Origin of the sequence: Thermosynechococcus sp., from assembly GCF_046299635.1 — a bacterium.
GTDB lineage: Bacteria > Cyanobacteriota > Cyanobacteriia > Thermosynechococcales > Thermosynechococcaceae > Thermosynechococcus.
On record NZ_JBKBHV010000007.1, the window covers coordinates 86,063 to 109,706 of the forward strand.

At 54.9% G+C, this 23,644-nt stretch carries 26 protein-coding genes and 3 pseudogenes; 13 read left to right on the top strand and 16 right to left on the bottom strand.

What is annotated here, in order from left to right:
• Positions 1 to 106 precede the first annotated feature (106 nt).
• The 8 genes from ACK4IR_RS04765 to speA form a co-directional block, all read right to left on the bottom strand.
• The gene (locus tag ACK4IR_RS04765) at positions 107 to 511 is read right to left on the bottom strand and encodes an NIL domain-containing protein (protein WP_409872961.1); all 405 of its coding nucleotides are present in this window, start codon (positions 509 to 511) and stop codon (positions 107 to 109) included.
• A gap of 117 nt (positions 512 to 628) precedes the next feature.
• Entirely contained in the window at positions 629 to 2,125 is a 1,497-nt protein-coding gene (locus ACK4IR_RS04770) for a CapA family protein (protein WP_409872962.1), read from the bottom strand.
• Between the two features lie 95 nt (positions 2,126 to 2,220).
• Positions 2,221 to 2,691, bottom strand: a complete 471-nt coding sequence (locus ACK4IR_RS04775) for a CBS domain-containing protein (RefSeq protein WP_409872963.1) — start codon at positions 2,689 to 2,691, stop codon at positions 2,221 to 2,223.
• A 2-nt stretch (positions 2,692 to 2,693) separates the two neighbouring features.
• A complete protein-coding gene (aroH, locus tag ACK4IR_RS04780) occupies positions 2,694 to 3,125 on the bottom strand; it encodes a chorismate mutase (RefSeq protein WP_409872965.1) in 432 nt (143 codons plus the stop codon).
• A gap of 30 nt (positions 3,126 to 3,155) precedes the next feature.
• The gene (gene sppA, locus ACK4IR_RS04785; RefSeq protein WP_409872967.1) at positions 3,156 to 3,980 is read right to left on the bottom strand and encodes a signal peptide peptidase SppA; all 825 of its coding nucleotides are present in this window, start codon (positions 3,978 to 3,980) and stop codon (positions 3,156 to 3,158) included.
• Positions 3,981 to 4,040: 60 nt separating this feature from the next.
• Positions 4,041 to 5,183, bottom strand: a complete 1,143-nt coding sequence (locus tag ACK4IR_RS04790; RefSeq protein WP_409872969.1) for an S-layer homology domain-containing protein — start codon at positions 5,181 to 5,183, stop codon at positions 4,041 to 4,043.
• Positions 5,184 to 5,214: 31 nt separating this feature from the next.
• The gene (locus ACK4IR_RS04795; RefSeq protein ID WP_409872971.1) at positions 5,215 to 5,601 is read right to left on the bottom strand and encodes an SRPBCC domain-containing protein; all 387 of its coding nucleotides are present in this window, start codon (positions 5,599 to 5,601) and stop codon (positions 5,215 to 5,217) included.
• 8 nt (positions 5,602 to 5,609) lie between these two features.
• Entirely contained in the window at positions 5,610 to 7,523 is a 1,914-nt protein-coding gene (gene speA, locus ACK4IR_RS04800) for a biosynthetic arginine decarboxylase (RefSeq protein WP_409873008.1), read from the bottom strand.
• A 156-nt stretch (positions 7,524 to 7,679) separates the two neighbouring features.
• Between speA and accC the strand changes: the two genes are divergently transcribed.
• The 8 genes and pseudogenes from accC to ACK4IR_RS04840 all read left to right on the top strand — a co-directional run.
• Positions 7,680 to 9,041, top strand: a complete 1,362-nt coding sequence (gene accC, locus ACK4IR_RS04805; protein ID WP_409873010.1) for an acetyl-CoA carboxylase biotin carboxylase subunit — start codon at positions 7,680 to 7,682, stop codon at positions 9,039 to 9,041.
• Positions 9,041 to 10,111, top strand: a complete 1,071-nt coding sequence (gene murG, locus ACK4IR_RS04810; RefSeq protein WP_409872973.1) for an undecaprenyldiphospho-muramoylpentapeptide beta-N-acetylglucosaminyltransferase — start codon at positions 9,041 to 9,043, stop codon at positions 10,109 to 10,111. The genes accC and murG overlap by 1 nt, the downstream gene beginning before the upstream one ends.
• Positions 10,112 to 10,121: 10 nt before the next feature.
• On the top strand, positions 10,122 to 10,616 hold the full coding sequence (locus ACK4IR_RS04815; RefSeq protein ID WP_409872975.1) for a low molecular weight protein-tyrosine-phosphatase: 495 nt from the start codon (positions 10,122 to 10,124) through the stop codon (positions 10,614 to 10,616).
• Positions 10,616 to 11,641, top strand: a complete 1,026-nt coding sequence (gene purM, locus ACK4IR_RS04820; RefSeq protein WP_409872977.1) for a phosphoribosylformylglycinamidine cyclo-ligase — start codon at positions 10,616 to 10,618, stop codon at positions 11,639 to 11,641. The genes ACK4IR_RS04815 and purM overlap by 1 nt, the downstream gene beginning before the upstream one ends.
• A gap of 65 nt (positions 11,642 to 11,706) precedes the next feature.
• The gene (locus ACK4IR_RS04825) at positions 11,707 to 12,339 is read left to right on the top strand and encodes a Uma2 family endonuclease (RefSeq protein ID WP_409872979.1); all 633 of its coding nucleotides are present in this window, start codon (positions 11,707 to 11,709) and stop codon (positions 12,337 to 12,339) included.
• Positions 12,340 to 12,390: 51 nt separating this feature from the next.
• Positions 12,391 to 13,053, top strand: a complete 663-nt coding sequence (locus ACK4IR_RS04830) for a Uma2 family endonuclease (protein ID WP_409872980.1) — start codon at positions 12,391 to 12,393, stop codon at positions 13,051 to 13,053.
• A gap of 3 nt (positions 13,054 to 13,056) precedes the next feature.
• Positions 13,057 to 13,446 (top strand): annotated as a pseudogene (locus ACK4IR_RS04835) (nucleotidyltransferase substrate binding protein).
• A gap of 67 nt (positions 13,447 to 13,513) precedes the next feature.
• Positions 13,514 to 13,744 (top strand): annotated as a pseudogene (locus ACK4IR_RS04840) (nucleotidyltransferase family protein); the annotation flags it as partial.
• Positions 13,745 to 13,838: 94 nt separating this feature from the next.
• On the opposite strand, the gene ACK4IR_RS04845 reads toward ACK4IR_RS04840, so the two are convergent.
• The 7 genes and pseudogenes from ACK4IR_RS04845 to ACK4IR_RS04875 form a co-directional block, all read right to left on the bottom strand.
• Positions 13,839 to 14,498, bottom strand: a complete 660-nt coding sequence (locus tag ACK4IR_RS04845) for a Na(+)/H(+) antiporter subunit B (protein ID WP_409872982.1) — start codon at positions 14,496 to 14,498, stop codon at positions 13,839 to 13,841.
• Positions 14,499 to 14,672: 174 nt separating this feature from the next.
• A complete protein-coding gene (locus ACK4IR_RS04850) occupies positions 14,673 to 15,029 on the bottom strand; it encodes a hydrogenase subunit MbhD domain-containing protein (protein WP_409872984.1) in 357 nt (118 codons plus the stop codon).
• Complete coding sequence (locus ACK4IR_RS04855) at positions 15,022 to 15,300, bottom strand: monovalent cation/H(+) antiporter subunit G (RefSeq protein ID WP_409873011.1); 279 nt, start codon at positions 15,298 to 15,300, stop codon at positions 15,022 to 15,024. Before ACK4IR_RS04855 ends, ACK4IR_RS04850 begins: the two co-directional genes overlap by 8 nt.
• A gap of 14 nt (positions 15,301 to 15,314) precedes the next feature.
• Positions 15,315 to 15,575 carry a hypothetical protein gene (locus ACK4IR_RS04860; protein WP_181495024.1) on the bottom strand — a complete coding sequence of 87 codons (261 nt, stop codon included), beginning with the start codon at positions 15,573 to 15,575 and terminating at the stop codon, positions 15,315 to 15,317.
• Complete coding sequence (locus ACK4IR_RS04865; protein WP_409872986.1) at positions 15,572 to 15,961, bottom strand: Na+/H+ antiporter subunit E; 390 nt, start codon at positions 15,959 to 15,961, stop codon at positions 15,572 to 15,574. Before ACK4IR_RS04865 ends, ACK4IR_RS04860 begins: the two co-directional genes overlap by 4 nt.
• Positions 15,958 to 17,388 (bottom strand): annotated as a pseudogene (locus ACK4IR_RS04870) (cation:proton antiporter). Before ACK4IR_RS04870 ends, ACK4IR_RS04865 begins: the two are co-directional and overlap by 4 nt.
• A gap of 9 nt (positions 17,389 to 17,397) precedes the next feature.
• Positions 17,398 to 17,739, bottom strand: coding sequence for a cation:proton antiporter subunit C (locus tag ACK4IR_RS04875; protein ID WP_409873013.1), 342 nt, complete (start codon positions 17,737 to 17,739; stop codon positions 17,398 to 17,400).
• Positions 17,740 to 18,063: 324 nt separating this feature from the next.
• Here ACK4IR_RS04875 and ACK4IR_RS04880 point away from each other — a divergent pair, with 324 nt between their 5' ends.
• On the top strand, positions 18,064 to 19,665 hold the full coding sequence (locus ACK4IR_RS04880) for an NAD(P)H-quinone oxidoreductase subunit 4 (RefSeq protein WP_409872987.1): 1,602 nt from the start codon (positions 18,064 to 18,066) through the stop codon (positions 19,663 to 19,665).
• Positions 19,666 to 19,668: 3 nt separating this feature from the next.
• Here the strand turns inward: ACK4IR_RS04880 and ACK4IR_RS04885 are convergent, their stop codons facing one another.
• The gene (locus ACK4IR_RS04885) at positions 19,669 to 19,797 is read right to left on the bottom strand and encodes a hypothetical protein (protein ID WP_409872989.1); all 129 of its coding nucleotides are present in this window, start codon (positions 19,795 to 19,797) and stop codon (positions 19,669 to 19,671) included.
• 97 nt (positions 19,798 to 19,894) lie between these two features.
• On the opposite strand from ACK4IR_RS04885, the gene ACK4IR_RS04890 reads away from it, so the two are divergent.
• The 4 genes from ACK4IR_RS04890 (at position 19,895) to ACK4IR_RS04905 (ending at position 23,523) form a co-directional block, all read left to right on the top strand.
• Positions 19,895 to 20,122 carry a Calvin cycle protein CP12 gene (locus ACK4IR_RS04890; RefSeq protein WP_298611930.1) on the top strand — a complete coding sequence of 76 codons (228 nt, stop codon included), beginning with the start codon at positions 19,895 to 19,897 and terminating at the stop codon, positions 20,120 to 20,122.
• Between the two features lie 11 nt (positions 20,123 to 20,133).
• Entirely contained in the window at positions 20,134 to 21,000 is an 867-nt protein-coding gene (locus tag ACK4IR_RS04895) for a fructosamine kinase family protein (protein ID WP_409872992.1), read from the top strand.
• A gap of 139 nt (positions 21,001 to 21,139) precedes the next feature.
• Entirely contained in the window at positions 21,140 to 21,787 is a 648-nt protein-coding gene (gene lepB / locus ACK4IR_RS04900) for a signal peptidase I (RefSeq protein WP_409872994.1), read from the top strand.
• The gene (locus tag ACK4IR_RS04905; protein WP_409872995.1) at positions 21,784 to 23,523 is read left to right on the top strand and encodes an FAD-dependent oxidoreductase; all 1,740 of its coding nucleotides are present in this window, start codon (positions 21,784 to 21,786) and stop codon (positions 23,521 to 23,523) included. Before lepB ends, ACK4IR_RS04905 begins: the two co-directional genes overlap by 4 nt.
• Positions 23,524 to 23,644 lie beyond the last annotated feature (121 nt).

Below are 23,644 nucleotides of genomic sequence, written 5' to 3' on the forward strand. Positions count from 1 at the left end.
GATGCCTACCTCACCCTTGTTTTGAACTTAAGAGCGTTCACTGATAAGGGCGCTTATCCGACATTTATGCAGAGGTTATAGAGCCTTAATTTCAATCAAAATTCAATCAAAAGTTCGTGTGAATTGCGTCCATGGGGCAGGCAGTAACACATTGCTCACAGACAATGCAGCGGGAGCGGGTAAATTGCAGTTGAAAGGTTTCCGGGTGCAGCGTCAGCGCCTGCGTCGGGCACACCCCCGTACAAAGGCCACAGTGAACACAGGCCTGCTCATCAATCACAATTTCGCGGCTGGCAAGGGACACTTCTATATTCTGCTGCCGCAACCATTCTAGGGCGGCCTCCATTTGGTCAATGTCGCCGGCCAACTCGAGAACCAACTTGCCCACTTGGTTGGGTGCCACTTGGGCACGGATGATATTGGCAGCAATATTAAAGTCCTTGGCCAAGCGATAGGTGACGGGCATCTGAACTGTCCGTCGAGGAAATGTCAAGGTAACCCGCTTTTTCACCCTTTGAGGTTTTGAACCACTGTATGGCTGTATATTTTAGCTTGGCATAACGGCAATCGCGAGAGCGGGAACCGCTGTTGTACTCTGAATTCGTTAGGCTGATTTCATCAGAGATGCCTAGATTGAATTCAGGTTGAGAATCTCGCCAAGGCGTTCAATTTTAAGCGGCGTATAGGGAAAATCCGTCTGGGTGAGACGGCGGATCAAGGACACACTGGCAAAGTGTTGGTCAATGGTGGGAATCCCTTGGGCATCGAGGCGCACGGGAATAATTTTTCCCTGCAGGAAGCGGCCAGAACCGTCTAGTTCCACATCGAGGATCAAGGACTTGCCAAGGGTGCCGTGGCTGCTCAGGGTTTGATGGCCAACAAAGTTCCCTAGGGAGTAGGCAATGAGACGGCCTTTGTACAATTCCAAGGCCCGCGGGACATGGGGACCATGCCCTAGGATTAAATCGGCACCGTGATCAATCATGGTGCGGGCAAACCGAACCACATTGCCGCGGTCTTCGCCGTAAAAATACTCGATCCGATCGCGGGTGTAAAGTTGGTCGCTGCCTTCGGCGCCCCCATGAAAACTAACAATGACAATATCCGCGTTTTGCTTGGCTTTCCGGACAAGGGCGGCAGCGGCCTTGAGGTCTTGAATGCGATTTTGGCCGTCGTAGGTGGCAAAGCCGATGAATGCCGTCTTTAAGCCATTGGCTTCGAGGTAGCTAATTTGGTTGTGATCCCCAATGGCGGTCATGCCGGCGGCGTTGATGTGGCGAATGGTATCGCGAAACCCCTGCTCATTAAAGTCGTAGCTGTGGTTATTGGCAATGTTGAGGACGTTGAAACCGGCTTGGCGCAAGACCTGCGCATAACTGGGCGGCGAGCGAAAGGCAAAACTGCGACCGCTCTTGGTGTTTTTGAAAGGATGGGGATAATCGGTGAGGGTACCTTCGTAATTGCCAAAGAGGAGATCGGCTCCCTGAAGATAGGGCTTCACGTGGGCAAACAGCTGGTGCGGGTTCGCAGGCAAGCGGTTATTGGGAAAATTGGTGCCAAGGACAATATCGCCAACGGCCTTAATCCGCAAACGGCGATCGCCAGGGGCAAGGGGCACGTCCGGTTCAGGTGTGACAATGGCCGGCGAAGGTTCCGTTGCGGGCGGGGTATCCCCATGGAGTTGACTTTGCAGGGTGAGGGCAACAGCACCGCTGCCTGCGATCGCCAGTAAACTGAGGGCAAAGGCACTCACTAGCGGGTGGGACGGCGTGGGGGCAGGTGTGACTGGATTAGAGCCGGCTTGAACAGGCGTCGCCGGTAAGATCTCCTGTAGGTCAACGGTCTGGGTCCACTCCGGCCATTCTTCGCCAAGGAGTCGGGCATGGAGCCGTACACGTAGAACCCCTTGGGGCGCCAGCTGCTTCAGGCCGCGGCAAACAAACTGAACGCAGACCTGGGGTGGGAGCGATCGCGCCGCTTCAAACATCACTTGTAAGCAGTTGCCCCGCCGCCGTACCAGTGCACGCACCCCCTTGACCTGAAGCGCACGGTTCATGAGATAGGCAATGGCCTCCGGTTGACCCTGCCGTGCCTGCTGCCAGATAAGATCAAGGGAAGCGGTCATGATCAACAAACCTTCAGGCGTCGCGAGCAAACCTGTGGTTATTCTATGGGGAGTCACCCATCTTAAAAGCTAGTGTCAGGCCAATTTGACAAACGTCACGCTGAAGCTGCTTCCGTATGCAACGCCCGCAACAGATCATGGCGGCTAATAATCCCCACCAATTCCCCTTGGGCATCCAACACCGGCAGGCGACTGATGTGGTGATTGACCATGAGGCGAGCGGCTTCGGAGATCGGGGCATCTACGTGAATTGTGTGGGGGTTGGCGGTCATCACATCCTGCACCTGCTGGCCGAGGGTTTTCTTGAGGTGCTGATGAAAAGACTCCGGTGACTCAAAGTAGATAATGCTCCCCAGAAAAGTGATGTACAACGGCGGCTCTAGGGGCGCTTCTCGCACGATCAGATCAGCTTCAGAGACCAATCCCACCAATTTACCTTGGTCATCCACCACCGGAAGGCCGCGCACCTGTTTTTCTTCCATGAGGCGAACTGCTTCAGAAATCGGTGCATCGGCACGAATGGTAAAGGGATTGGGGGTCATGTAGTTACGGACAAGAGCGGCCATAGTTAACCTAAGGAATGAGAGGACAGTTCAAGGGGATGGTAGTCGCTATGCATTGCCAGATCGGGGCGGAGGCTCTGGGCATGGCGCAGGTAGGCATGGTAAATCGGTTGATCGGGGTTGGGGGTGTTGAAGTAAATCAAGCAACGGATACAGCGGGGTAGCCCTCCCTCTACGTGCATTTGCTGGACATCGAGCAGGGGCACGTTGCGCCAATGGGGACATTCACGGGCGATCGCTGCCGGAAAGATCTGATCGAGGTCACGGGTGACGGAGAAAGTGACACTAATCACTTCCGAGAAATCAAGGGCATTGCGCCGCTCGATCTCGCCGAGGAGTTCCAAAACCGCCTCACGGATCGCCGGAACCGAATTTTCGGTGGCGGTAGTTGCTCCACGAATTGCTCGGACGCGCCAGCCCACAGTCTGCTCCTCCATCAAGACAGCCGCAAGGGTACTGTATCCAGCTTAGGGGCGATAGAGCCAGAGGGGAAGTCCATTGGTGGCCATTTCAAATTCCAACCAGTCGAGACCCGCTTGCCACGGGAAAGGGAGGCGTTCCTGCTGACGCGGAAACAGCCGCGCCAAGGGGGACTTGGGTTCTTCAATGGTTTGCACCTTGGTTTTATCGGGGTCAAGGCCTGCCAGTTCCGCCAGCCAGCGACGGGCATCCTCTTCGGTGCCCAGCCGATCTACCAGTCCTAGGGCAAGAGCCTGCTCCCCCGTAAAGACACGGCCATCGGCGAAACTGCGCACGGTTTCCACATCGAGGTGACGGCCTTCGGCCACGGTTTGCACAAATTGGTGATAGCTGGTGTCAATCAGGTCTTGAAGAATGCGGATCTCTTCCTCGGTGAGGTCGCGATCGAAGGCCAGAATGTCCTTGTAGGGGCCAGATTTGATTACCTTAAAGGAGACCCCCACCTTGTCGAGGAGCCGTTGCAAGTTGTTTCCCCGCAAAATGACGCCAATACTGCCCGTAATGGTGCCGGGGTTGGCCATAATGTGATGTGCCCCCATGCCGATATAGACCCCACCAGAGGCAGAGATATTGCCAAAACTGGCCACTATTTTCATTTTCGACTGCAGGCGCTTGAGGGCGGCGTAGATTTCTTGGGAGTCCCCCACGGTACCGCCGGGACTGTCAATGCGCACCAGTAGTGCCGGGTAGCCCCGTTCTTCAATCGTTTTCAGGGCTTTGAGGACACGACGTCGAGTGCCCCCAGCGATCGCCCCCGTAATTTCAAGACGGGCAATTTGACGACGATAACCACGGGAAAAAGGCCAAGGCATAGGCAGCAATCAGTTCAGCAAATCGTAACAATTGACTCGGATTTCTAATCTAGCAAGGTTCTAGGAGGCGGAGGACGGTGCCTGCTTCACCATTGCTGCTGAAAGTCCCTCTGTACCGTTGCCGATATACCACAGGGCTGCTGCGGCTTCGGCGTGGGTGACGGTTTTTTGGGGCTGGAGCAAGCGGGTTTCTCCCCAAATGCGACGGATGTTCGAGAGATCCCCCGCCAGATAGTCAGCAGCTACGGCATTGATGGCCGAGGGAGCAATCCGTTGACTGTCTTTGAAGCCCCATGTTTGCTGAATGCGATCAATAGTGCTAGGACTCAGCCGCCCCTGTTGATCGAGGGGCACTTTCCACTGCAACAGCGTTTCGCGAGTGAGGGGCGCATCAGGGCGAAAGAGGGTGCTGGCATCCCCGGTGAGAGGACTGGGCAAAAATCCGGCCATCGCCAAGCCTTGAATATAGGGAAAGTCGGGATTGTCGCGGGAGACATCTTGGAAAATGGGTGTGTCGTTGCGGTTACCCAAGCGGATTTGGCGGGCGGGGCGATCAGCATAAAAGCGGTTGTAGGTGGTCACCAGCCAGCGCACAAACTGACCCCGACGAATGGGGGTATTGGGTTGCAGGCGATCGCCGCTGGTGCTGAGAACCCCCAGTTCGGCTAAATCGCGAATCGCAGGCTGAAGCGGCGGGGGGGCTTGGTCGAGATCCGTAAAGGTTTGGGGGGTGGCAGGGGGGGGCGTCGGTGTGGCAATGGTGCGGTTGACGGGGGTGTAGACCACGGTGAAGGTTGTCAGGTTATTTTCTGGCACGGTGTTGATGGTGACGCTGACTTCCAGTTCAGCACTGCGCCCCTTCAGGGTGATGGCATTCCTTGCCACCTGCTGCTCCACCAGTTGCCAGCCAGATTGTTGAAATTGTTGGCTGTAGAACTGCTGAATGGCGATCGCCGGCGCTTGGGCTTGCCAGCGGGTTTCTGTGGTTTGGGGTGACCCCCCTTGCGGCTGAGTGGCTACAAGCGTTGCATTGGGAAACTGCAAATTCTCCGGCAGCGTCGCCGAGGATTCTATAGGGGCTGGAGCCGTAGGAGAACTACCTGCCCATTGATCAGCATTGGGATCGGCGGCGAATAAATTCTGTAGCCTGCTACCCTCACAACTGCTGAGAAGCAAGGTGCTGAAGAGTAAAATCCATCCCAATTGGCGCGATCTCTTCAACGTTCTTCGACCCTCAGTTTGATACCGTTTCATTCAGCGCTGATTTCAGCCGCCATAGGAGAAACGTCTGCCCCAACTCCAAGGGCAGGGGCGTTACCCCCTCAATACAGGACTGCACCCAGCCGTCTCCCCATGACCATTCCTGCCAGCCCTCAACGGCCTGCCGCAACACCAGTACCAGTCGCCCTTCGGTGAGCAGTTCCACGCGATGCTCCAGTTTTAACCCTAGGAATTCCCCGGTGAAGGTCTCCCCCACTTGCAGGCGATCGCCCGTTGTCTGAAGCCGAAGAGGCCACAACCACTGCCGTAACTGTGCCGGCTGCGTCAAATAATCCCGCACCTGCTCGGCGGTGGCGGGCACCTCAATACGCACATGGCTTGACTGAAATCTTCCCAGCATTGCTTTCCCTAAGAGGATAGATATGTGTAGCTGCGCAAACTCCGCTCGTAGTTTTCCAGTAGGTGCTGCGCTTCCGCTAGGGTAATTTTCTGCTCCGCAAGGGCAGCCTCAGCACGGCGGCGGATTTTCTCTAGGAGGGCATCGCCTTGGTACTGCACATAGCCGAGGACTTCTTGCATTGTATCGCCCCGCACCACATGTTCGATTTCATAGCCTTTAGGGGTAAGACGGATATGGACGGCATTGGTATCCCCAAAGAGATTGTGGAGATTGCCCATGATCTCTTGGTAGGCACCGTTGAGAAAAAGGCCAAGGTAGTAGGGTTCACCGGGGCGAAAGGGATGCAGTTCCAAGACCGATTTCACATCCCGCAGGTCAATGAACCGGTCAATTTTGCCGTCGCTGTCACAGGTGAGATCCGCCAGGATGCCCCGCTCGGTAGGTTCTTCATCGAGGCGGTGAATGGGCATGATCGGAAACAGTTGATCAATGGCCCAGCTGTCGGGCACCGACTGAAAGACCGACAAATTGATGTAGTAGATCGAGGCCATGATTTTCTCAAGGTCTTCGAGATCGTCGGGGACATATTCCTGCTGACGGGCAATGCGGAGGATCTTGGCACAGCAGGCCCAAAAGAGACTTTCCGCCCGCGCCCGCTCTGGTAAACTCAAATAGCCAAAGTTAAACAGACTAATGGCCTCTCCCTTAAATTGCAGGGCATCGTTGTAGGCCTCTTGGTAGTTGTTCTCGTCAATGTTTTGGTAGGTCTCGTAAAGATTGCGGATAATAAGGTGCTCTTCCTCGGTGGCAGGTTCGGGGGTAATTTTAGGCACTTCACTGACCCCCAAGACATTGAAAATCAATACCGATTGATGGGAGGCAATGGCGCGGCCACTCTCACTAATCAAGATGGGATCGGGAATGCCCCGCTGTTGACAGGCATCCTTAATGCCGGCGACGACATCACTGGCGTAGTTTTGCATGCTGTAGTTTTTCGAGGCATGGAAGTTAGTTTTCGAGCCGTCGTAATCTACCCCTAGGCCGCCCCCCACATCGAGGTACTGCATATTGGCGCCAAGGCGCACCAGTTCGCCATAAATTTGCCCCGCCTCGCGAATGGCATCCTTAATGACGCTAATGGCCGAGATTTGCGAGCCGATGTGAAAGTGCAACAGTTGCAGGGAATTGAGCATTCCTGCTTCGCGGAGTTGTTCAACCGCCCTTAAAATTTCCGGCACCGTGAGACCAAACTTGGCGCGATCGCCGGCGGAGGTGCCCCAGCGCCCTATCCCTTGGGTACTGAGTTTTGCCCGCACACCCACAATCGGCTCAATGCCTAGGGTCTTACTGACGGCAATCACCTGCTCAACTTCTTCAGGCTGCTCAAGGACAATAATGGGTGTATGGCCAAGGCGGCGCGCCAGAATTGCCGTTTCAATGTAGCTGCGGTCTTTGTAGCCATTACAAATCAGCAGTGCCCCCGGTGTATTCAGCATTGCCAAGGCAATCAGCAATTCGGGTTTTGACCCTGCCTCAAGGCCAAACTGATGGGACTGGCCAAAGCGCACTAGGGCGTCAATGATGTGGCGTTGTTGATTGCACTTAATGGGAAAGACCCCCTTGTAGGCTCCTTGATAGCCATAGCGGGCAATGGCGCGGGCAAAGCAGGCATTGAGCCGTTCGATGCAATCCTCAAGAATATCGGAAAACCTAAGCAGCAGGGGGAGGCCGATGTTGCGCTGTTGGAGCGCCTGCACCAGTTCATAAAGATCGAGGGATCCGCCGCGATCGCCCTTGGGAGAGACGGTCACATGACCCGCAGCATTAATACCAAAGTAGGGTTCCCCCCAGCCCTGAATGCGGTAGAGCTGCTCGCTGTCCTCAATCGTCCAATTGCTGGTTTTGGTAACGGTTAATGCCATCGTGGGTGACACAGCAGCCATAGCCCTCTCCCAAACAAAACCCTGCTGATCCTAACTTGTTTTTGGCAGTGGCACCAATGCAGTTGCAGTTCTGCTTTTCGGAAGCGTTCGGCTGGCATGGTAGCATTAGGGATCTCTTCCCTACCGTTGACGGCCATGGCCTTTACGAAAATTTTGATTGCCAATCGTGGCGAAATTGCGCTGCGGATTCTGCGCACCTGTGAAGAGTTGGGCATTGCTACCGTGGCTGTCTATTCCACCGTAGATCGCCATGCCCTGCACGTGCAATTGGCCGATGAGGCGGTATGTATTGGTGAAGCTCCCAGTAGCCGCAGCTATCTCAATATCCCTAACATTATTGCCGCTGCCCTGACCCGCCATGCTTCGGCAATCCACCCCGGCTACGGCTTTTTGGCAGAAAATGCCCGCTTTGCCGAAATCTGCGCCGACCACAAGATTACCTTTATCGGACCCAGTCCTGCGGCCATGCGCGCCATGGGGGATAAATCCACCGCCAAAGTGACGATGCAACGGGTGGGAGTGCCGACGATTCCCGGCAGTGAGGGTCTGGTGCCCGATGAGGAAACCGCGCGGGCGATCGCCCGCAAAATTGGCTATCCCCTCATGATTAAAGCCACCGCCGGCGGCGGGGGGCGGGGTATGCGCTTGGTGCGCTCCGAAGAAGAACTAGGACGCGCCCTCACTGCCGCACAAGGGGAAGCAGAAGCCGCCTTTGGCAATCCCGGGGTTTATCTGGAGCGGTTTATCGAAAATCCCCGCCACATTGAGGTTCAGATTCTGGCCGATAGCTATGGCAATGTTATTCACCTCGGCGAGCGGGATTGTTCGGTGCAGCGGCGTCACCAAAAGCTCCTTGAGGAAGCCCCCAGCCCTGCTTTGACTCCAGAACTGCGCGCCCGCATGGGGGAAGCTGCCGTCACTGCCGCCAAGGCCATTAACTACGTCGGTGCCGGTACGGTTGAGTTTCTCCTCGACAGTCATGGCAACTTTTACTTTATGGAGATGAATACCCGTATTCAGGTGGAGCACACCGTCACCGAAATGATTACGGGACTCGATCTAATTGCCGAGCAAATTCGCATTGCCCAAGGGGAACCCCTCCGCTTGACCCAAGAGCAGGTGCAGTTGCGCGGACATGCCATTGAATGCCGCATCAATGCCGAAGACCCCGAGCGCAATTTTCGTCCCCATCCCGGTCGCATTAGCGGTTACTTGCCCCCCGGCGGCCCTGGGGTGCGCATGGACTCCCATGTTTACACCGACTATGAAATCCCGCCCTACTATGATTCCCTGATCGGGAAGTTGGTGGTGTGGGGGAGCGATCGCCCCGCCGCCATTGCCCGCATGAAGCGTGCCCTCAGAGAATGTGCGATTATGGGGGTGCCGACCACCATTCCCTTCCATCAGCAGGTAATGGACACACCGGAATTCCGCAGCGGCATTGTCTATACCGACTTTGTGGATAAGCTCATGACCACCTTAGGCTGGAACGTTTAATGGGCAAGCAGGGAAAACTACTGATTGCAGCCAGTGGCACCGGGGGGCATCTTTTTCCGGCGCTGGCGGTGGCAGAGGCGTTGCCCGACTATGACATCCATTGGCTGGGGGTGCGCGATCGCCTCGAACAGAAACTAATTCCGCCCCGCTATCCCCTTCATACCCTCAACTTTAGCGGCGTTCAGGGCAAAACCCCTTGGGCAAGGCTGCGTCCCTTCTGGCAATTTTGGGGAGCCTTTTGGCAAACGCGCCGGTTGTTAAAACAGGGACAATTCCAAGGAATCTTTACCACCGGGGGCTATATTGCGGCGCCGGCCATTCTCGCAGCCCGCAGTTTGGGACGGGTTGCCCTGCTCCATGAAGCCAATGCCCTACCGGGCAAAGTCACCCGCTGGCTGGCGCCTTGGTGTACGCTGGTTGCCTTGGGAACCCCCGCCAGTTTGGCCTACCTCAAATCTAAACGGCTAAACCTACGGGTCACAGGCACACCGGTGCGTCCCGATATTCTCCACCCCGGCGACTTGGCGTTACCGATTCCCAAGGAGGTGCCCCTGATTCTGGTGATGGGGGGGAGTCAAGGGGCAGTGGCCATCAATCGTTTGGTGCGGCAAACGGTTCACCGCTGGCTTGCGGCCGGAGCCTGGGTGGTGCATCTGACGGGTCACAATGATCCAGACGCCCAAAGTGTTCAGCATCCCCACTACCTTGTCTTTCCCTTTTTTGAACCCATGGGGCCGCTACTACAGCGCGCAGATATTGCCATCAGTCGAGCCGGTGCCGGTGCCTTGGCAGAACTGACCCTCACAGGAACGCCGGCACTGTTGATTCCCTATCCCTATGCTGCCGAGGATCACCAAACGATGAATGCCGAAGTGCTGGTGAGGGCGGGTGCCGCCGAAATGATTCCGCAATCGGCATTGACGGGCGATCGCCTCGGACGGATCATTTTAGAATGGCTAGGACAGCCGCAAAAATTACAAGCCATGGCAGCCAAGGCTCGCCAATTGGCCATCCCCAACAGCAGTCAGCAGGTCGCTGATCTCATTCGTACGCTGATGCCCGCCCCCTAGGAAACGCCCTATGCCCATCCGTCTTCTGTTTGTTTGTCTTGGGAATATCTGTCGCTCCCCTGCCGCTGAAGGAATCATGCAAGACCTGATCAAAAAGGCCGGCCTAGAGCAGGCGATTCAGTGTGATTCTGCCGGCACCAGTAACTTCCACGTTGGCGATCCACCGGATGCTCGTATGGTGATGACGGCACGGCAACGGGGACTGCACCTGACCCATCGGGCACGCCAATTCCATGCCGCCGACTTTGAAGAATTTGATCTCATCTTGGCGATGGATCGGGAAAACTACTACGATATTTTGCGCCTTGACCCCGAAGGGAAATACCGCGACAAGGTGCGGCTGATGTGCGACTTTTGCCGTCAACACGACGCAAAGGAAGTGCCCGACCCCTACTACGGCGGTCGTCAGGGGTTTGAGAAGGTGTTGGATCTGCTCACCGATGCCTGTGCAGGCCTGCTGGAGTATCTCAAGGCGAATTATCCCCAACTCCAGGAGCAGCGCTGATGGACTATCGCAGTGCCGGTGTGGATGTGGCCGCGGGCCGCGCCTTTGTCGAGCAGATTCGCCCCTTGGTGCAGCGCACGCAACGACCGGAAGTGGTGGGACGACTGGGGGGCTTTGCTGGACTCTGTCAAATTCCCAAGGGCTATCGGCAGCCGCTTTTGGTGTCGGGAACCGATGGCGTGGGCACAAAACTGAAAATCGCCCAGGCCCTCAACCGCCACGATACGGTTGGCATTGATCTGGTGGCCATGTGTGTCAACGATGTCCTCACCTGTGGGGCGGAGCCACTCTTTTTCTTGGACTATATTGCCTGTGGGCGTCTGGCGGCGGAGATTATGACCGCCGTGGTTGCCGGTATTGCCCAAGGGTGTGAAGCAGCAGGTTGTGCCCTCTTGGGGGGAGAAACGGCAGAAATGCCGGGGTTTTACCCTGAAGGCGTCTATGACCTCGCGGGGTTCTGTGTGGGCGTGGTTGAGCAGGATCAGGTGCTGGATGGCACGCAGGTGCAGGTGGGGGATGTGGTCTTGGGATTGGCCAGTTCAGGCCTGCACAGTAACGGCTTTAGTTTGGTGCGCAAAATTGTCAGCGATCGCCAGCTCAGTTGGCAGGATACTCCCTTGGGCACCACTTCCCTAGGGGAGCTGTGCCTAGAACCGACGCGCCTCTATGTCCAACCCATTCGTGCTGCTTTAGCTCAGGGGATTCCCATCCACGCCATGGCCCACATTACCGGCGGGGGGTTGCCCGAAAATTTGCCCCGCTGCTTGGGGGAAGGGCGATCGGTAGAACTTGACCCTCAGGCTTGGCCTATCCCCCCTCTGTTCCACTGGCTTGGCGAAATGGGAAACGTCAGCTTAGGCGAACTCTTTAACACCTTCAACATGGGCATCGGTTACACCGTGGTTCTACCGGCATCGGCGGTTGCAGCGGCTCAGGACTGCTTTGCTGCGTGGGGAATTGATAGCTGGCCGATTGGCACTGTCGTTGCAGGTACAGGTGAAGTGTTGGGATTGCCTGCTGCTTAATCCATTTACCGTTTCGCCAATGCCTAGAATAAAGGTGCTGGGTGCTCTGGCAGACGGTTGTAAACATGATGGCTCATCCTCTCACCCTTGAAAGTGGCGACCATTTAACCCGCGAGGAATTTGAATACCGCTATGTGCGCTCTCCCCACATTAAGAAAGCTGAACTGATTAATGGAGTCGTGTTTGTGGCTTCACCGATTCGGGTGAGACACCATGCCCAGCCCCACAGCCACATTCTCGGCTGGCTCTTTCACTACAGCATTGAGTTTGAGGGCTTCATGGTCTGCGATAACGCCACAGTACGGCTTGATAACCAAAATGAAGTCCAACCCGATGTGCTATTACGCCTTGAGGAATCGGCGGGGGGGCAATCACACATTAGTACTGATGACTACATCGAAGGGGCACCAGAGTTAGTGATTGAAATCGCCTCTAGCAGTGCCGCCTACGATCTCCACGACAAGAAAGACCTCTATTGTCGTTTTGGTGTCAAGGAATATCTGGTGTGGGTGGTCTCAGAACAGGCCTTCTATTGGTATCACCTAGAGCAGGGAAGCTACGTTCAGCAACAGCCCGATTGTGAGGGCATTCTGCGCAGCCAAGAATTCACCGGCCTCTGGTTAAACGTGCCTGCCCTTTTGCAAGGGGAGATGAAGAAAGTGATCCTGACATTACAAGAGGGGTTAGCAACGGTTTAGCAAATCTTGGAGGCGGTAATTACCATCCACAGTGCCCTTGGAGGTGACAAAATGATTCAATTAGTCAATGCTATTCCCCTTGAAAGTGGCGATCGCCTCAGTCGCGAGGAATTTGAACACCGTTACCATCAGTCTCCTCATCTCAAAAAAGCTGAACTGATCAACGGAGTCGTATTTGTGGCCTCGCCGGTTCGCTATCGCCTGCATGGTCTTCCCCATAGTCAAATGATGGTTTGGGCAGGGAATTATTGCATCGCTATTCCCCACCTGTTAATGGCTGATAATGCCACAGTTAGACTCGATGACAGAAATGAAGTACAGCCCGATATTCTCTTGCGCCTTGCGGAATCGGCGGGGGGTCAGTCACGCATTAGTGCCGATGACTACATTGAAGGGGCCCCAGAACTCGTGATTGAAATTGCCTCCAGTAGTGCTGCCTACGACCTGCACGATAAAAAAGACCTCTATTGCCGTTTTGGCGTTAAGGAATACCTGGTGTGGGCAGTCTCAGAACAGGCCTTCTATTGGTATCACCTAGAGCAGGGGAGCTACGTTCAGCAACAGCCCGATCGCGAGGGCATTCTGCGCAGCCAAGAATTCACCGGCCTCTGGTTAAACGTGCCTGCCCTTTTGCAAGGGGAGATGAAGAAAGTGATCCTGACATTGCAGCAGGGGTTGGCGACAAGAAGTCATCAACCATTCAGGGAAGGATAGATCATGGAACGCTGGCAGTGGCGACTCAAGAGTTACAAAAAAGCGTTTCAGAGGCTTCGGGAAGGGGTGGAACTGTGCCGTACTCGCCCCTTGAGCAATACAGAAAAGCAAGGAGTGATTCAAGGATTTGAGTACACGTTTGAACTGGGGTAGAACCTGCTCAGGAACTATTTGCTGTATCAAGGAATTCTTGAGATTTGTGGTTCACGGGATGCCATTCGTGCGGCAGTTAAATACGGGTTGATTGATCAGGGAGAGCGATGGCTAGAGATGCTGGCAACGAGAAGCTTGACTAGCCACACCTATGATGAGGACTTGGCGGAACTTGTTTTAATGAGGATTACAATGGAGTTTTATCCGCATTTTGCTGAACTGCTGCGGGTTAGAAGCTGAGGATGCGGAAGAAAACCCTTGAAATAATTCTGGCGGTGATTCACCGCCATCCAACGGTAAGAAAGGAAAGGTAGTACTCTTTGGTTCGCGCGCAAGGGGCGATGTGCAGCGGGGGTTTGATATTGATCTGGCGATCGCCGCTCCTGACATGAACTTTGATGAATATCTAGGCCTGCGGTGTGAACTGGCGGAGCTAAACATTCCCTATATGGTGGATTTACTGAAGTTAGAGTACCTTTCTGATCATCTGATCAGGCGCTACAGGTCATCTTTTTTCTCGTGTCTCGGCTCGGCATAAACCTCCTGATAAAACTACATCCGCTTCAGCTCTTCGGTCGCCAGCATCCGCAGCACTTCCTCACGACTCAGTGTAGTGAACTTGTACTATTGGATTAGAGCAGGCCGCGATAGCGAATAAACGTCAGCACTGCTGCCCACGACCCCAAGGCCACTTTCAGGGCAATAAGGATATTCAGCCAAGGGATCCAGCCACCACTGAGGAGCGTGCCAAACCGACCCGCAGGCAGTGCCACTCCCATCAACAGACTTGCGCCGCAGAGAATGAAAACAATCACGGAGATTTTTTCCCATGTGGCGGCATGGAAGCGCCGATAAATGCTCTCTAGCCACTCTGGAGCTGAGGTAATGGCCACAAGACCGATCGCCGTCCCACCGGCAACCCCGGCAGCAAATCCGCCCCCCGGACTCAGGTGCCCCCGCAAGGCTAACTCAATGCACACCAAGGAGCAAATGGTAGCGCCAAATCTGGCCAAAACAATCGAAGGCTGATCCTTGAAGCGGCTAACATGGCCAAGGGGTTTTTCATTGCTGAGCAGATACTGTGCGCCCATGATGGCAAGGGTGAAGACTACCACTTCAAAAATCGTGTCGTACAAGCGATTGCGCAAAATCACGGCAGTCACGGCATTGGGGATGCCACCCTGGTGAACAAGGGTTTCGACAATAGGAATCGTCGGTACCGCCGGTAGGGTAGGGATCAGCAGCATTTTCACCAGCAGCAGCCCTGCCGCAATGCCATAGAGCCAAATCATGCCGCTGACTCCTCTTCGCCGGGCAAAGGGTAATACACCAGTTCTGTGAGGCTGGTAAGGTGGGCTTTGAGGATGGTGTAGAGGCGCGGTACACGGGTCATCGTTAATAATTGAGTGGTTTCTTCAGCGCATAGGGCATGGATCTCGCGATCGCGCAGCGCAATTTTGAGTTGGTCAAAGGTGGGATAAATAATTAATTAATTCAACACGCAAATGATAGGGAGCAACGGCTGCACGAATGGTTTCTAGTAAATGATCCAAGCTATCGGTGGACAGTGCCGAAGCTAAGATGCCCAATCGCAGCACTAGGGAAGAGCGCACTGCAACAGCATAGAGCATAATTGAGAGCATCGTTCCCACTAGGGCTTCGGTCAAGGCCACATCAGCAGCGCCCAAAATGGCATAGAGGAGCGCCGCCACGGCACCAATAATGCCCCGAATCACAAGGGCATGGTAGGGATTGTCCTGAAACACCAGCATGAGAGCGGTTAGGGGTAGGAGTGCGGTTACAGCAATGATCCAGCTATCCATCAGCGTCCTCCCCTTGGGAGCAGTAGGCCAAAACATAACCCAGAATGGTGTTCCAGAGGGCGAGGGAGATCAATGCCAAGACCAGAAGAGGCCATTCGCGAGGAATGCGCAGTAACACCCCGATCATGATCGCCATCGAACCCAAGGTATCAGAGACTGACAAAAAATGCAGTTTATAGAGGGGCGATCGCCGACCCACCAGCGGCCATGTTCCCCACAGCCAAAGAAAGAGGCCAAAACTAATACAGGCATAACTCAGCCACAGCACAATCACGTGCCCCCTCCCTAAAGATTGGCCACATCCCGTAGTCGCCGCAAAATCTGCGCAAGGAGCATCAGGGCACCATTGCCGACACTGAGAATGATGACGCCTACAATGCCAATCATCCAATCATCCCGCTGCACCGACACCAGCAAAATCATAATCGCTGCCTTCGTTGCAATACTGGCAAAGGCCAACATCTTCGACCAGATGTGCTCCCCCTTCCAAGCCGCATAGAGGGGAATGCCCAGAATCAGCAGCATGATGACTAAAAAGGCTGTCATTTTTCGGGTCTCCGTTCCACCAGTTGATGCACTTCAAACCAGCCCTCCTCGTCGTAGTGCAGCACGATCGTCTTGGGCGTAAAGGTGATCGTAAAAATATCCAGAAAAATCAGACCGGGGGCACGGGTGGGATCAACGGGTTGACGGACAATTGCTTCATGGCGATGAGGACGCACCATCATTTCAACGGCTTCAATATAGGCACGGAGAACCGCCATCGCCACTTTCCCCAAGGTACTCAGCCATTGCCCTAGGGTTGCCCCATCCCCCCGCCCTTGGGGTAATAGGAGCGAAACAAGAATTCCAATCGCGACATTGACCAGACCGAAGTCTGCCGTCAGGAGCAGCCAAATTGTCAGGCGCAGGGCAAAGTTCAAATAGTTCATAGGGTCAACCCCACCAAGCCAAGTAAGAGGAATAACATCACCCCTAGAAGATGCTCTAAGCGTTCCCAGGCGCCTCGCCAAGGGGATTCCCAACGAGAGACCCCCAAGGCTACCAGACTACATCCTACCAAGGGTGGCAAGAGGGCGCGCAACAAAGCCATGCCACTCCTGTAGGCTTCTAGGTAGCCCGCATTGGCCAGAAATAGCCCCCCCAAGAGCACCATCGTGGCAGCCCTATAGCCCACGGACGGCAGAGTCTGGCTAGGATAGCGGGGCAAAAAGAGAAATTTGCTGTAAATCGTGGCGCTCAAAAAGCTGGCGGCGTAGAGCAGTCCCTGCTGCCACGGATCAAGGTAACTCAGGGTCAACGCCTTCGCGGCAAATCCCCCCAGAAAGGGGACACCGACAATGCCATAACCGGCAATAACAAGGGCGATCGCCAGCGGACGCGGCAGACCCTCTTGGCGTAATTCACTAAAACGAGGGTGGCGCAGTTCCCCCACACTCAAAAAAAGACTGGCCTTTGCCAAGCCGTGCACAAGGGCATACAGACCCGCCGCCGGAGGAGCAATAATCATTCATCCCATTTGACCCAAGGTACTGAAGCTGAGCAGGCGTCGGACATCCTCGGCTACCAAGGCAAACACCGCTCCCAAGAAAATCGAGGCGAGGGCAAAAAGCTGCACCATATCGGCAATGTCGCTATACAGGAGACTGAGGCGAGCCAGACTAAAAACCCCAGCGTTTTCCACAATGCCGGCTAAGAGAGCGGCCACAATAGGAGCAGCAACGACATTGGTTTGGGGCAGCCAAAGCCCACTGACGAAAATGGCGCCCTTGGCCAACAATGCCATCAAAATCAGAGCGACAGCCTCCGGCGGCGCTTGCATCAGGGTACTAAAGGCAAAGGTATGGTTGGTCTGATAGAGGAGAGCCACCCCCGTTAAATAAAAGAGCATGGCCACGTTGCTCACCATCAGGTAGCGCAGGCCAATCCAGAGGGGGCGATCGCTCCGCGGGTAGGCAATGAGAAGAAACACTACAATCCCCAGCACCTCAATATTGATGTAGAGACTGAGGAAATCCGCTGCAATAAAGACGGTGTTGGCACAGCCGTGGAGCAAACACAGCAGAACATAGAAGAACGCCTTGTAGCCTGCCTGCCACGTATGGAGTAATGCCGCCACCGTCACAAGGGCATTGGTGACGATAAAGTAGCCGCTGAGGGGGTCAATGCCCAGGGCAATGCCAAAGCTATCGAGGAGGATAAAGGCAGTGTGGACTTGGTAGAGGGTGATGCCGAGGCCGACACCGAGGGAAACAAGGGCGATCGCCAGCGTCAGACCCCGCGCCAAAGGGGGCAGCAAATAAAGCGTTAAGCCGGCCACAAAGGGCAACAAAATCCAAGCGATCGCCAGCCCCGTCATTGCCACTTCCTACAGATACTTTTGGTCAATTTCGGGTGTTTCCAACGTCGGGTTATCCCGTGCCAGCTTCATTGCCGCCAGCAGCATCAGTGTTTGAATCGAAAGACCAATCACAATGGCCGTCAAAATCACAGCTTGAGGCACTGGATCCGCATAGGCCACCCCAAAGGTGCTCCTACGGGCGATGGGCGTGACAAGGCCACTGTGGGTAGCAATCACTACAAACAGAGCTACCACCCCAGTACTCATCACATCCATCGTCACAATCTTCATCAGCAGATTTTTCTTGACGATCGTTGCTAGAAACCCGACGAGGATAGTAACAAAAACGCTTGCTTCCAAGAAAATCATGACGCCCAACCCGCAGACACCTTGGTATTTAGAACAGACTTTAACATTCTGTCTTGCCTTTAGGCCTCAGTTTTTTGCAATAGAACTGTACCGCCGTAGCCAACGGCGAGGAACCCGATGGGATTCTTAAGCACGTTAAGCCCCATCTTAACTTTATCTAGATCAATGTTAGCTTTCTGTTGAATAGATTTTTGCCAATATCAATGTGATAAAACTTATAATTTAGAAAAATGCTTAACAATTTGCAACATTTAGCAAATAGGTATATATTCTTATTCAGATACTTGAACAGATTACTGGACTCGTCCCTTGGGGGGTTGTCTGATGAATGTCCAATTTCCTTGGCTGACTGTACTGACACTGCTGCCTTTAGTGGCAGCCTTTTTCATTCCCGTGTTGCCCGACCGCGAGGGGAAGACAGTCCGCTGGTATGCTCTAGCGATCGCACTCCTCGAATTTGGTCTTTCGGCAATGGTTTTCTGGCAGCACTACGATGCTCAATCCGCCCAGATCCAGATGGTGGAAACCGTGCCTTGGCTGCCGCAAATCGGCCTGAACTGGTCACTGGCGGTTGATGGCCTTGCCGTCCCCCTAATTTTGCTGACGGGTCTGGTCAATACAGTGGCAATCTTTGCGGCTTGGCAAGTGAAGCAGAAGCCGCGTTTGTTTTATTTCCTGATGTTGGCGCTCTATAGTGCCCAAATTGGCGTCTTTGCGGCTCAAGACCTCATCCTTTTCTTCCTCATTTGGGAATTGGAACTGGTACCCGTCTATCTGCTGATCTCCATCTGGGGTGGTGCCAAACGGCAATACGCTGCAACCAAATTCATTCTCTACACTGCCGTTGGTTCCCTCTTTATCCTCATTGCCGGCCTAGCCATGGCCTTCTATGGCGGTGAGATTACCCTCAACATGGCGGCCTTGGGTCTCAAGGACTATCCCTTGGCGCTCGAACTCCTCGCCTATGGTGGGTTCCTGATTGCCTTTGGGGTAAAGCTGCCCATGTTCCCACTGCACACGTGGTTGCCCGATGCCCATGGTGAAGCCTCTGCCCCCGTCTCCATGGTGTTGGCGGGCGTGCTGTTGAAAATGGGGGGCTATGGCCTGATTCGCTTCAACCTGCAAATGCTCCCCGATGCCCACATCTACTTTGCCCCTGTTCTCATTGCCCTGGGGGTTGTGAATATCGTCTATGGTGCCCTGACCGCCTTTGGTCAAGAAAACCTGAAGCGGCGGCTGGCCTATTCCTCAATTTCTCACATGGGCTTTGTCCTGTTGGGCATTGGTGCCCTCAATGGCATTGGTCTCAATGGGGCGATGCTGCAAATGCTCTCCCACGGTTTGATTGCGGCTGTGCTCTTCTTCTTGGCCGGGGTGACCTACGATCGCACCCACACCTTGGCCATGGAGAAAATGAGCGGCATTGCCCAATCCATGCCGAAAACCTTTGCCCTCTTTACTGCTGGCTCCATGGCCTCACTGGCTCTCCCCGGTATGAGTGGCTTTGTCGGTGAACTCACCGTCTTTTTGGGCTTGACCAACAGTGATGCCTACTCCACAACGTTCAAAATGGGGGTGATTTTCCTTGCAGCGGTAGGGGTGATTATCACGCCCGTCTATCTGCTTTCGATGGTGCGCCGTGTCTTTACGGGCAAACAAGCAGGCGAGATGTTTGACAAATTACTCTTGGACATCAAGCCCCGCGAAACCTTCATTGCCCTGTCCCTCCTGGTGCCGATTATTGCCGTGGGGGTGTATCCCAAACTGGCGACCCAAACCTATGATGTGACCACGACGGCGATCGCCAGCCATGTCCATGCCGCCCTTCCTGTTGTGGCTCAGCACCATCTGCCCCTCTATGCCCAACTAACCCAATCCGCCCCCAGTCTAGTTAGTGAAGCAACAGTTGCCGACAGTACCCTCTAGGGGTTAGGGGCGGGGATGCACCTTCGCCAACTGGCAGTTCAGGGCATTCATTGCTAGAGTGGAGTAACGGCATTCCTGCCCTTGGGCAGATTGCATATAGCCCTTTTCCCATAGATAGTACGTGCTCAGCACTCTGAAAGCTAAGGTAGAAGAGCACTCAATCTCTTCTCTCGTCTTCATACTCCAGAAAAGGGCTGTAAACTGAATACGGTGATTCAATAAAGGTTCTATGAGTAATCTTGAGAAACAAATTGAACAAGCTCGCGAGGAAGCCCACCAAATCTGTGATACCGAAGGGGCAACCTCTGGACAATGCGCCGCCGCTTGGGACGCCCTCGAGGAACTGCAAGCAGAAGCTGCCCACCAACGCGCTGAGCAGCAGGATCACAAAACCTCCTTTCAGCAGTACTGTGATGACAACCCTGATGCTGCTGAGTGCCGCATTTACGATGACTAAGGATTGAGGGTGTGGGTCGCTGGCAACAGTTGTGGGATCAATTTGCCGCAGCGACAGGTCAGCGGCTCCATGATGGTCAAGCCCTTTCAGTAGGGGGCGGCAGTATTAACACCACCTATGTGTGGCAACACCCGCAGCAAACGCTTTTTATCAAATTTAATCGCCCGGAACGGCAAGCGATGTTTGCTGCTGAAGCCAATGCTTTGCGGGCGATCGCCCAAGTCCAAGCCATTCGCGTTCCCCTTCCCCTACTGTGGGGGGTGGTGGAGGACGCGAGTTTTTTAATCTTGGAATACTTGCCCCTCACCGGTTCGGGGGATTGGTGGCAGATGGGGGTCAGGCTGGCGCAGCTGCACCTCAAGGGCACCGGCGATCGCTACGGCTGGCTAGAAAACAACACCATTGGTGCCACCCCCCAACTCAACCCTTGGTCAGACAACTGGGGGGAGTTTTTCCGCGATGCTCGCCTGCGCTATCAGTTTAATCTCGCTCGCCGTCGGGGGGGAGACTTTCCCAAGGCCGAAAAGCTACTGGCAGCGATTCCAGAACTCCTGAACCATGCGCCCGCCCCTACCCTAGTTCACGGCGATCTCTGGTCGGGAAATGTCGCCTTTTGCCGCAGGGGGGAACCGGTCATCTTTGACCCCGCCAGTTACTATGGCGATCGCGAGGTGGACTTAGCCATGAGCCAACTTTTTGGCGGCTTTCCTGCGGCCTTTTATGAGGGCTACAATGCCACCTATCCCCTCCCTGCTGGCTATGGGCAAAGGAAAATGATCTACAACTTGTACCACATACTCAATCACTTCAATCTTTTTGGCGGTAGTTATGCTGCCCAAGCTCAGTACATGATTGAGCAGATCCTGCGATCCCTCTGAGTAATGCCCTAGCTCATCCCCGTGGGACAGAATGCCTTCCAAAGCACTCTAAGATCAAACAATAACCGCTAGCCTCACATCACTGTAGGATCGTGGAGTGCATGGCTACAATTTTTGCGTGTTTGCGAGATTCCTTCCTATGTCCGATGGCAAAGTGCCACCCACGAATGCTTCTACTCCTGAATCTATTGCAGCCAAGACCACAAAGGCCACAGAACCCTGGTGGCTGGAAATGACCAAAACCTTGGGATTGGCGGCCGTCCTTGCCTTTGGCATCCGTACATTTGTGGCAGAGGCGCGTTACATTCCCACTGGCTCGATGGAAGAGACCCTGCTGATTAACGATCGCCTGATTATTGAGAAGATTAGCTATTACTTTCATCCGCCCCAGCGCGGCGACATTATTGTGTTTAATCCAACTCCAACCCTTCAGCAGGCGGGCTTCCGCGATGCCTTTATCAAACGGGTGGTGGGCTTGCCGGGCGATCGCGTCGAGCTGCGTCAAGGGCGGGTTTATGTCAACAATCAGCCCCTGCCCGAACCCTATCTTGCCCGTACAACGTTTACCTCCGTGGATACCTGTGCCGGCATGCAACCCTATTTGGCTCAACCCCAAGTCATTCCCGCCAACAGTTACTTGGTTTTGGGGGATAACCGCAATAACAGCTTTGATGGTCGCTGCTGGGGGGTGGTACCGCGCAATTACATTATTGGTCGTGCGGCGATTCGCTTTTGGCCCCCCGATCGCTGGGGGCTGATTACAGATCCAAAGGAACCGCAGCAGTGAGGCAGACACTCCAGACCGAGGTACTGGTCGTTGGTGGGGGTACAGGGGGAGTAGCGGCGGCCTTAACGGCGGCACGGCTGGGTGCCCAAACGGTACTGGTCAGTGAAACCCCTTGGCTCGGCGGCATGCTGACAAGTGCGGGAGTGGCTGCCCCCGATGGTAATGAACTGATGGCATGGCAAACCGGCCTGTGGGGCAAGTTTCTGCGGGCGATCGCCCGCAGACAGCCGGGAGGGTTAGATCATGCCTGGGTGAGTTTCTTTACCTTTGAGCCAAAGGTGGCCGCCGATCTCTTTGCCGAGTGGGTCAAGGCAACCCCTAACCTGACGTGGATAGTGGGTGAAGTTCCCCAAGCGGTATTGCGCCGGGGCGATCGCGTCTTTGGGGTGGAATTTGGCGCCCTCACCGTCCATGCCCAAATCACCGTTGACGCCACGGAGCTAGGGGATCTCCTTGCCCTTGGAGACATTCCCCATCGCTGGGGATGGGAGTGGCAGTCAGACACCCAAGAACCCTCCGCCCCTTCTGCCCCCACCCCCCTCACTCGCACCTACCCTGTGCAAGCTCCCACCTGGATTGTCGTGTTACAGGACTATGGGGAAGGCGCAACAGCCCCGGAGATTTCCCCTTCCCCCCTTTGGGATGAGGACAAGTTTAACGGTGCTTGGGCCGGCTACGATCCGCTGCACTTTCTCAACTATGGGCGGCTGCCGGGGAATCGCTTCATGCTCAATTGGCCGCAGCAGGGGAATGACTATGGGGTGGGTCTGGAGCGGCTAGTCGGCTCGCCTCAAGAACGTCAGGCCTTTTGCCAAGAAGCCCGCTGGCATGCGCAGGATTTTGCCTGCTACATCCAACGCCACTTTGGCCGCCGCTATGGTCTGGCGGCGGATACCTTTCCCCGTTTTCCCAACCGGATAGGGGGTGGCGCTTATGCCCTCCATCCCTACTACCGCGAAAGTCGCCGCCTGATCGGCCTCACCACGATTCGAGAGCAGGATATTCTCCCCGCTGCTCCGCCACCGCGGGATTCCCAAGGTCACTACACGGGGATTGCCATCGGCAACTATCCGAACGATCACCACTATCCGGGCATGGCACTCCCCTTAATGCCGAAGTCCATCCGCTGGGGCGGTCGGTGGACAGGGACGCCCTTTGTGATTCCCTATACGGCCTTGATTCCCCAAGAGGTGGAGGGCTTTTTAGTTGCCGAAAAAAACATCTCCGTAAGCCACATTGCCAATGGTGCGACCCGCTTGCAACCTGTGGTGATGGGCATCGGGCAGGGGGCAGGGTGGTTGGCGGCTACGGCCATTCGCCACGGGAAATCTCTCCAGCAACTGGTGGGCAACCTCGACCTGAAGTCCTTGATTCAGGAGTGCTACCAAGCCGTTTTTCCCTTCTTTAACCTGCCGCCGCAACATTCGGAATGGGAAGCTTGGCAACTCCAAACTCTAGAGACATTCGATGCCCCGCTTGCATTGCCTTGGACGGTGGCGATCGCCCAACCGACACCGATGTCCATAACCTCAGAAATGCAGACCGTCACGGGCGAATTTGTGAAGTTGGGCGAACAGAGCTATCAACTGCGCACCGCTGAACAGTCTTGGCCGTTAGTGACGCTCCACCCCACCGTGAACGATCTCCTGCAAATGTGCAGACATGGTCAGCGACTCAGCGTAACGGGATTTCTCAATCCCCATGCCCCTTGGATTCGAGTAGAGCATGTGGCCTAGGTTTCGCAGCTTATACCAACTCTTTGTGAAACTGAGACCGATAAGCGGTGGGTCTCAAGGGGGCAAAAGCGGAGCGCTTAATTCTTGCGGAGCTAGTCATTCATTACCCAGCCTTTATTAG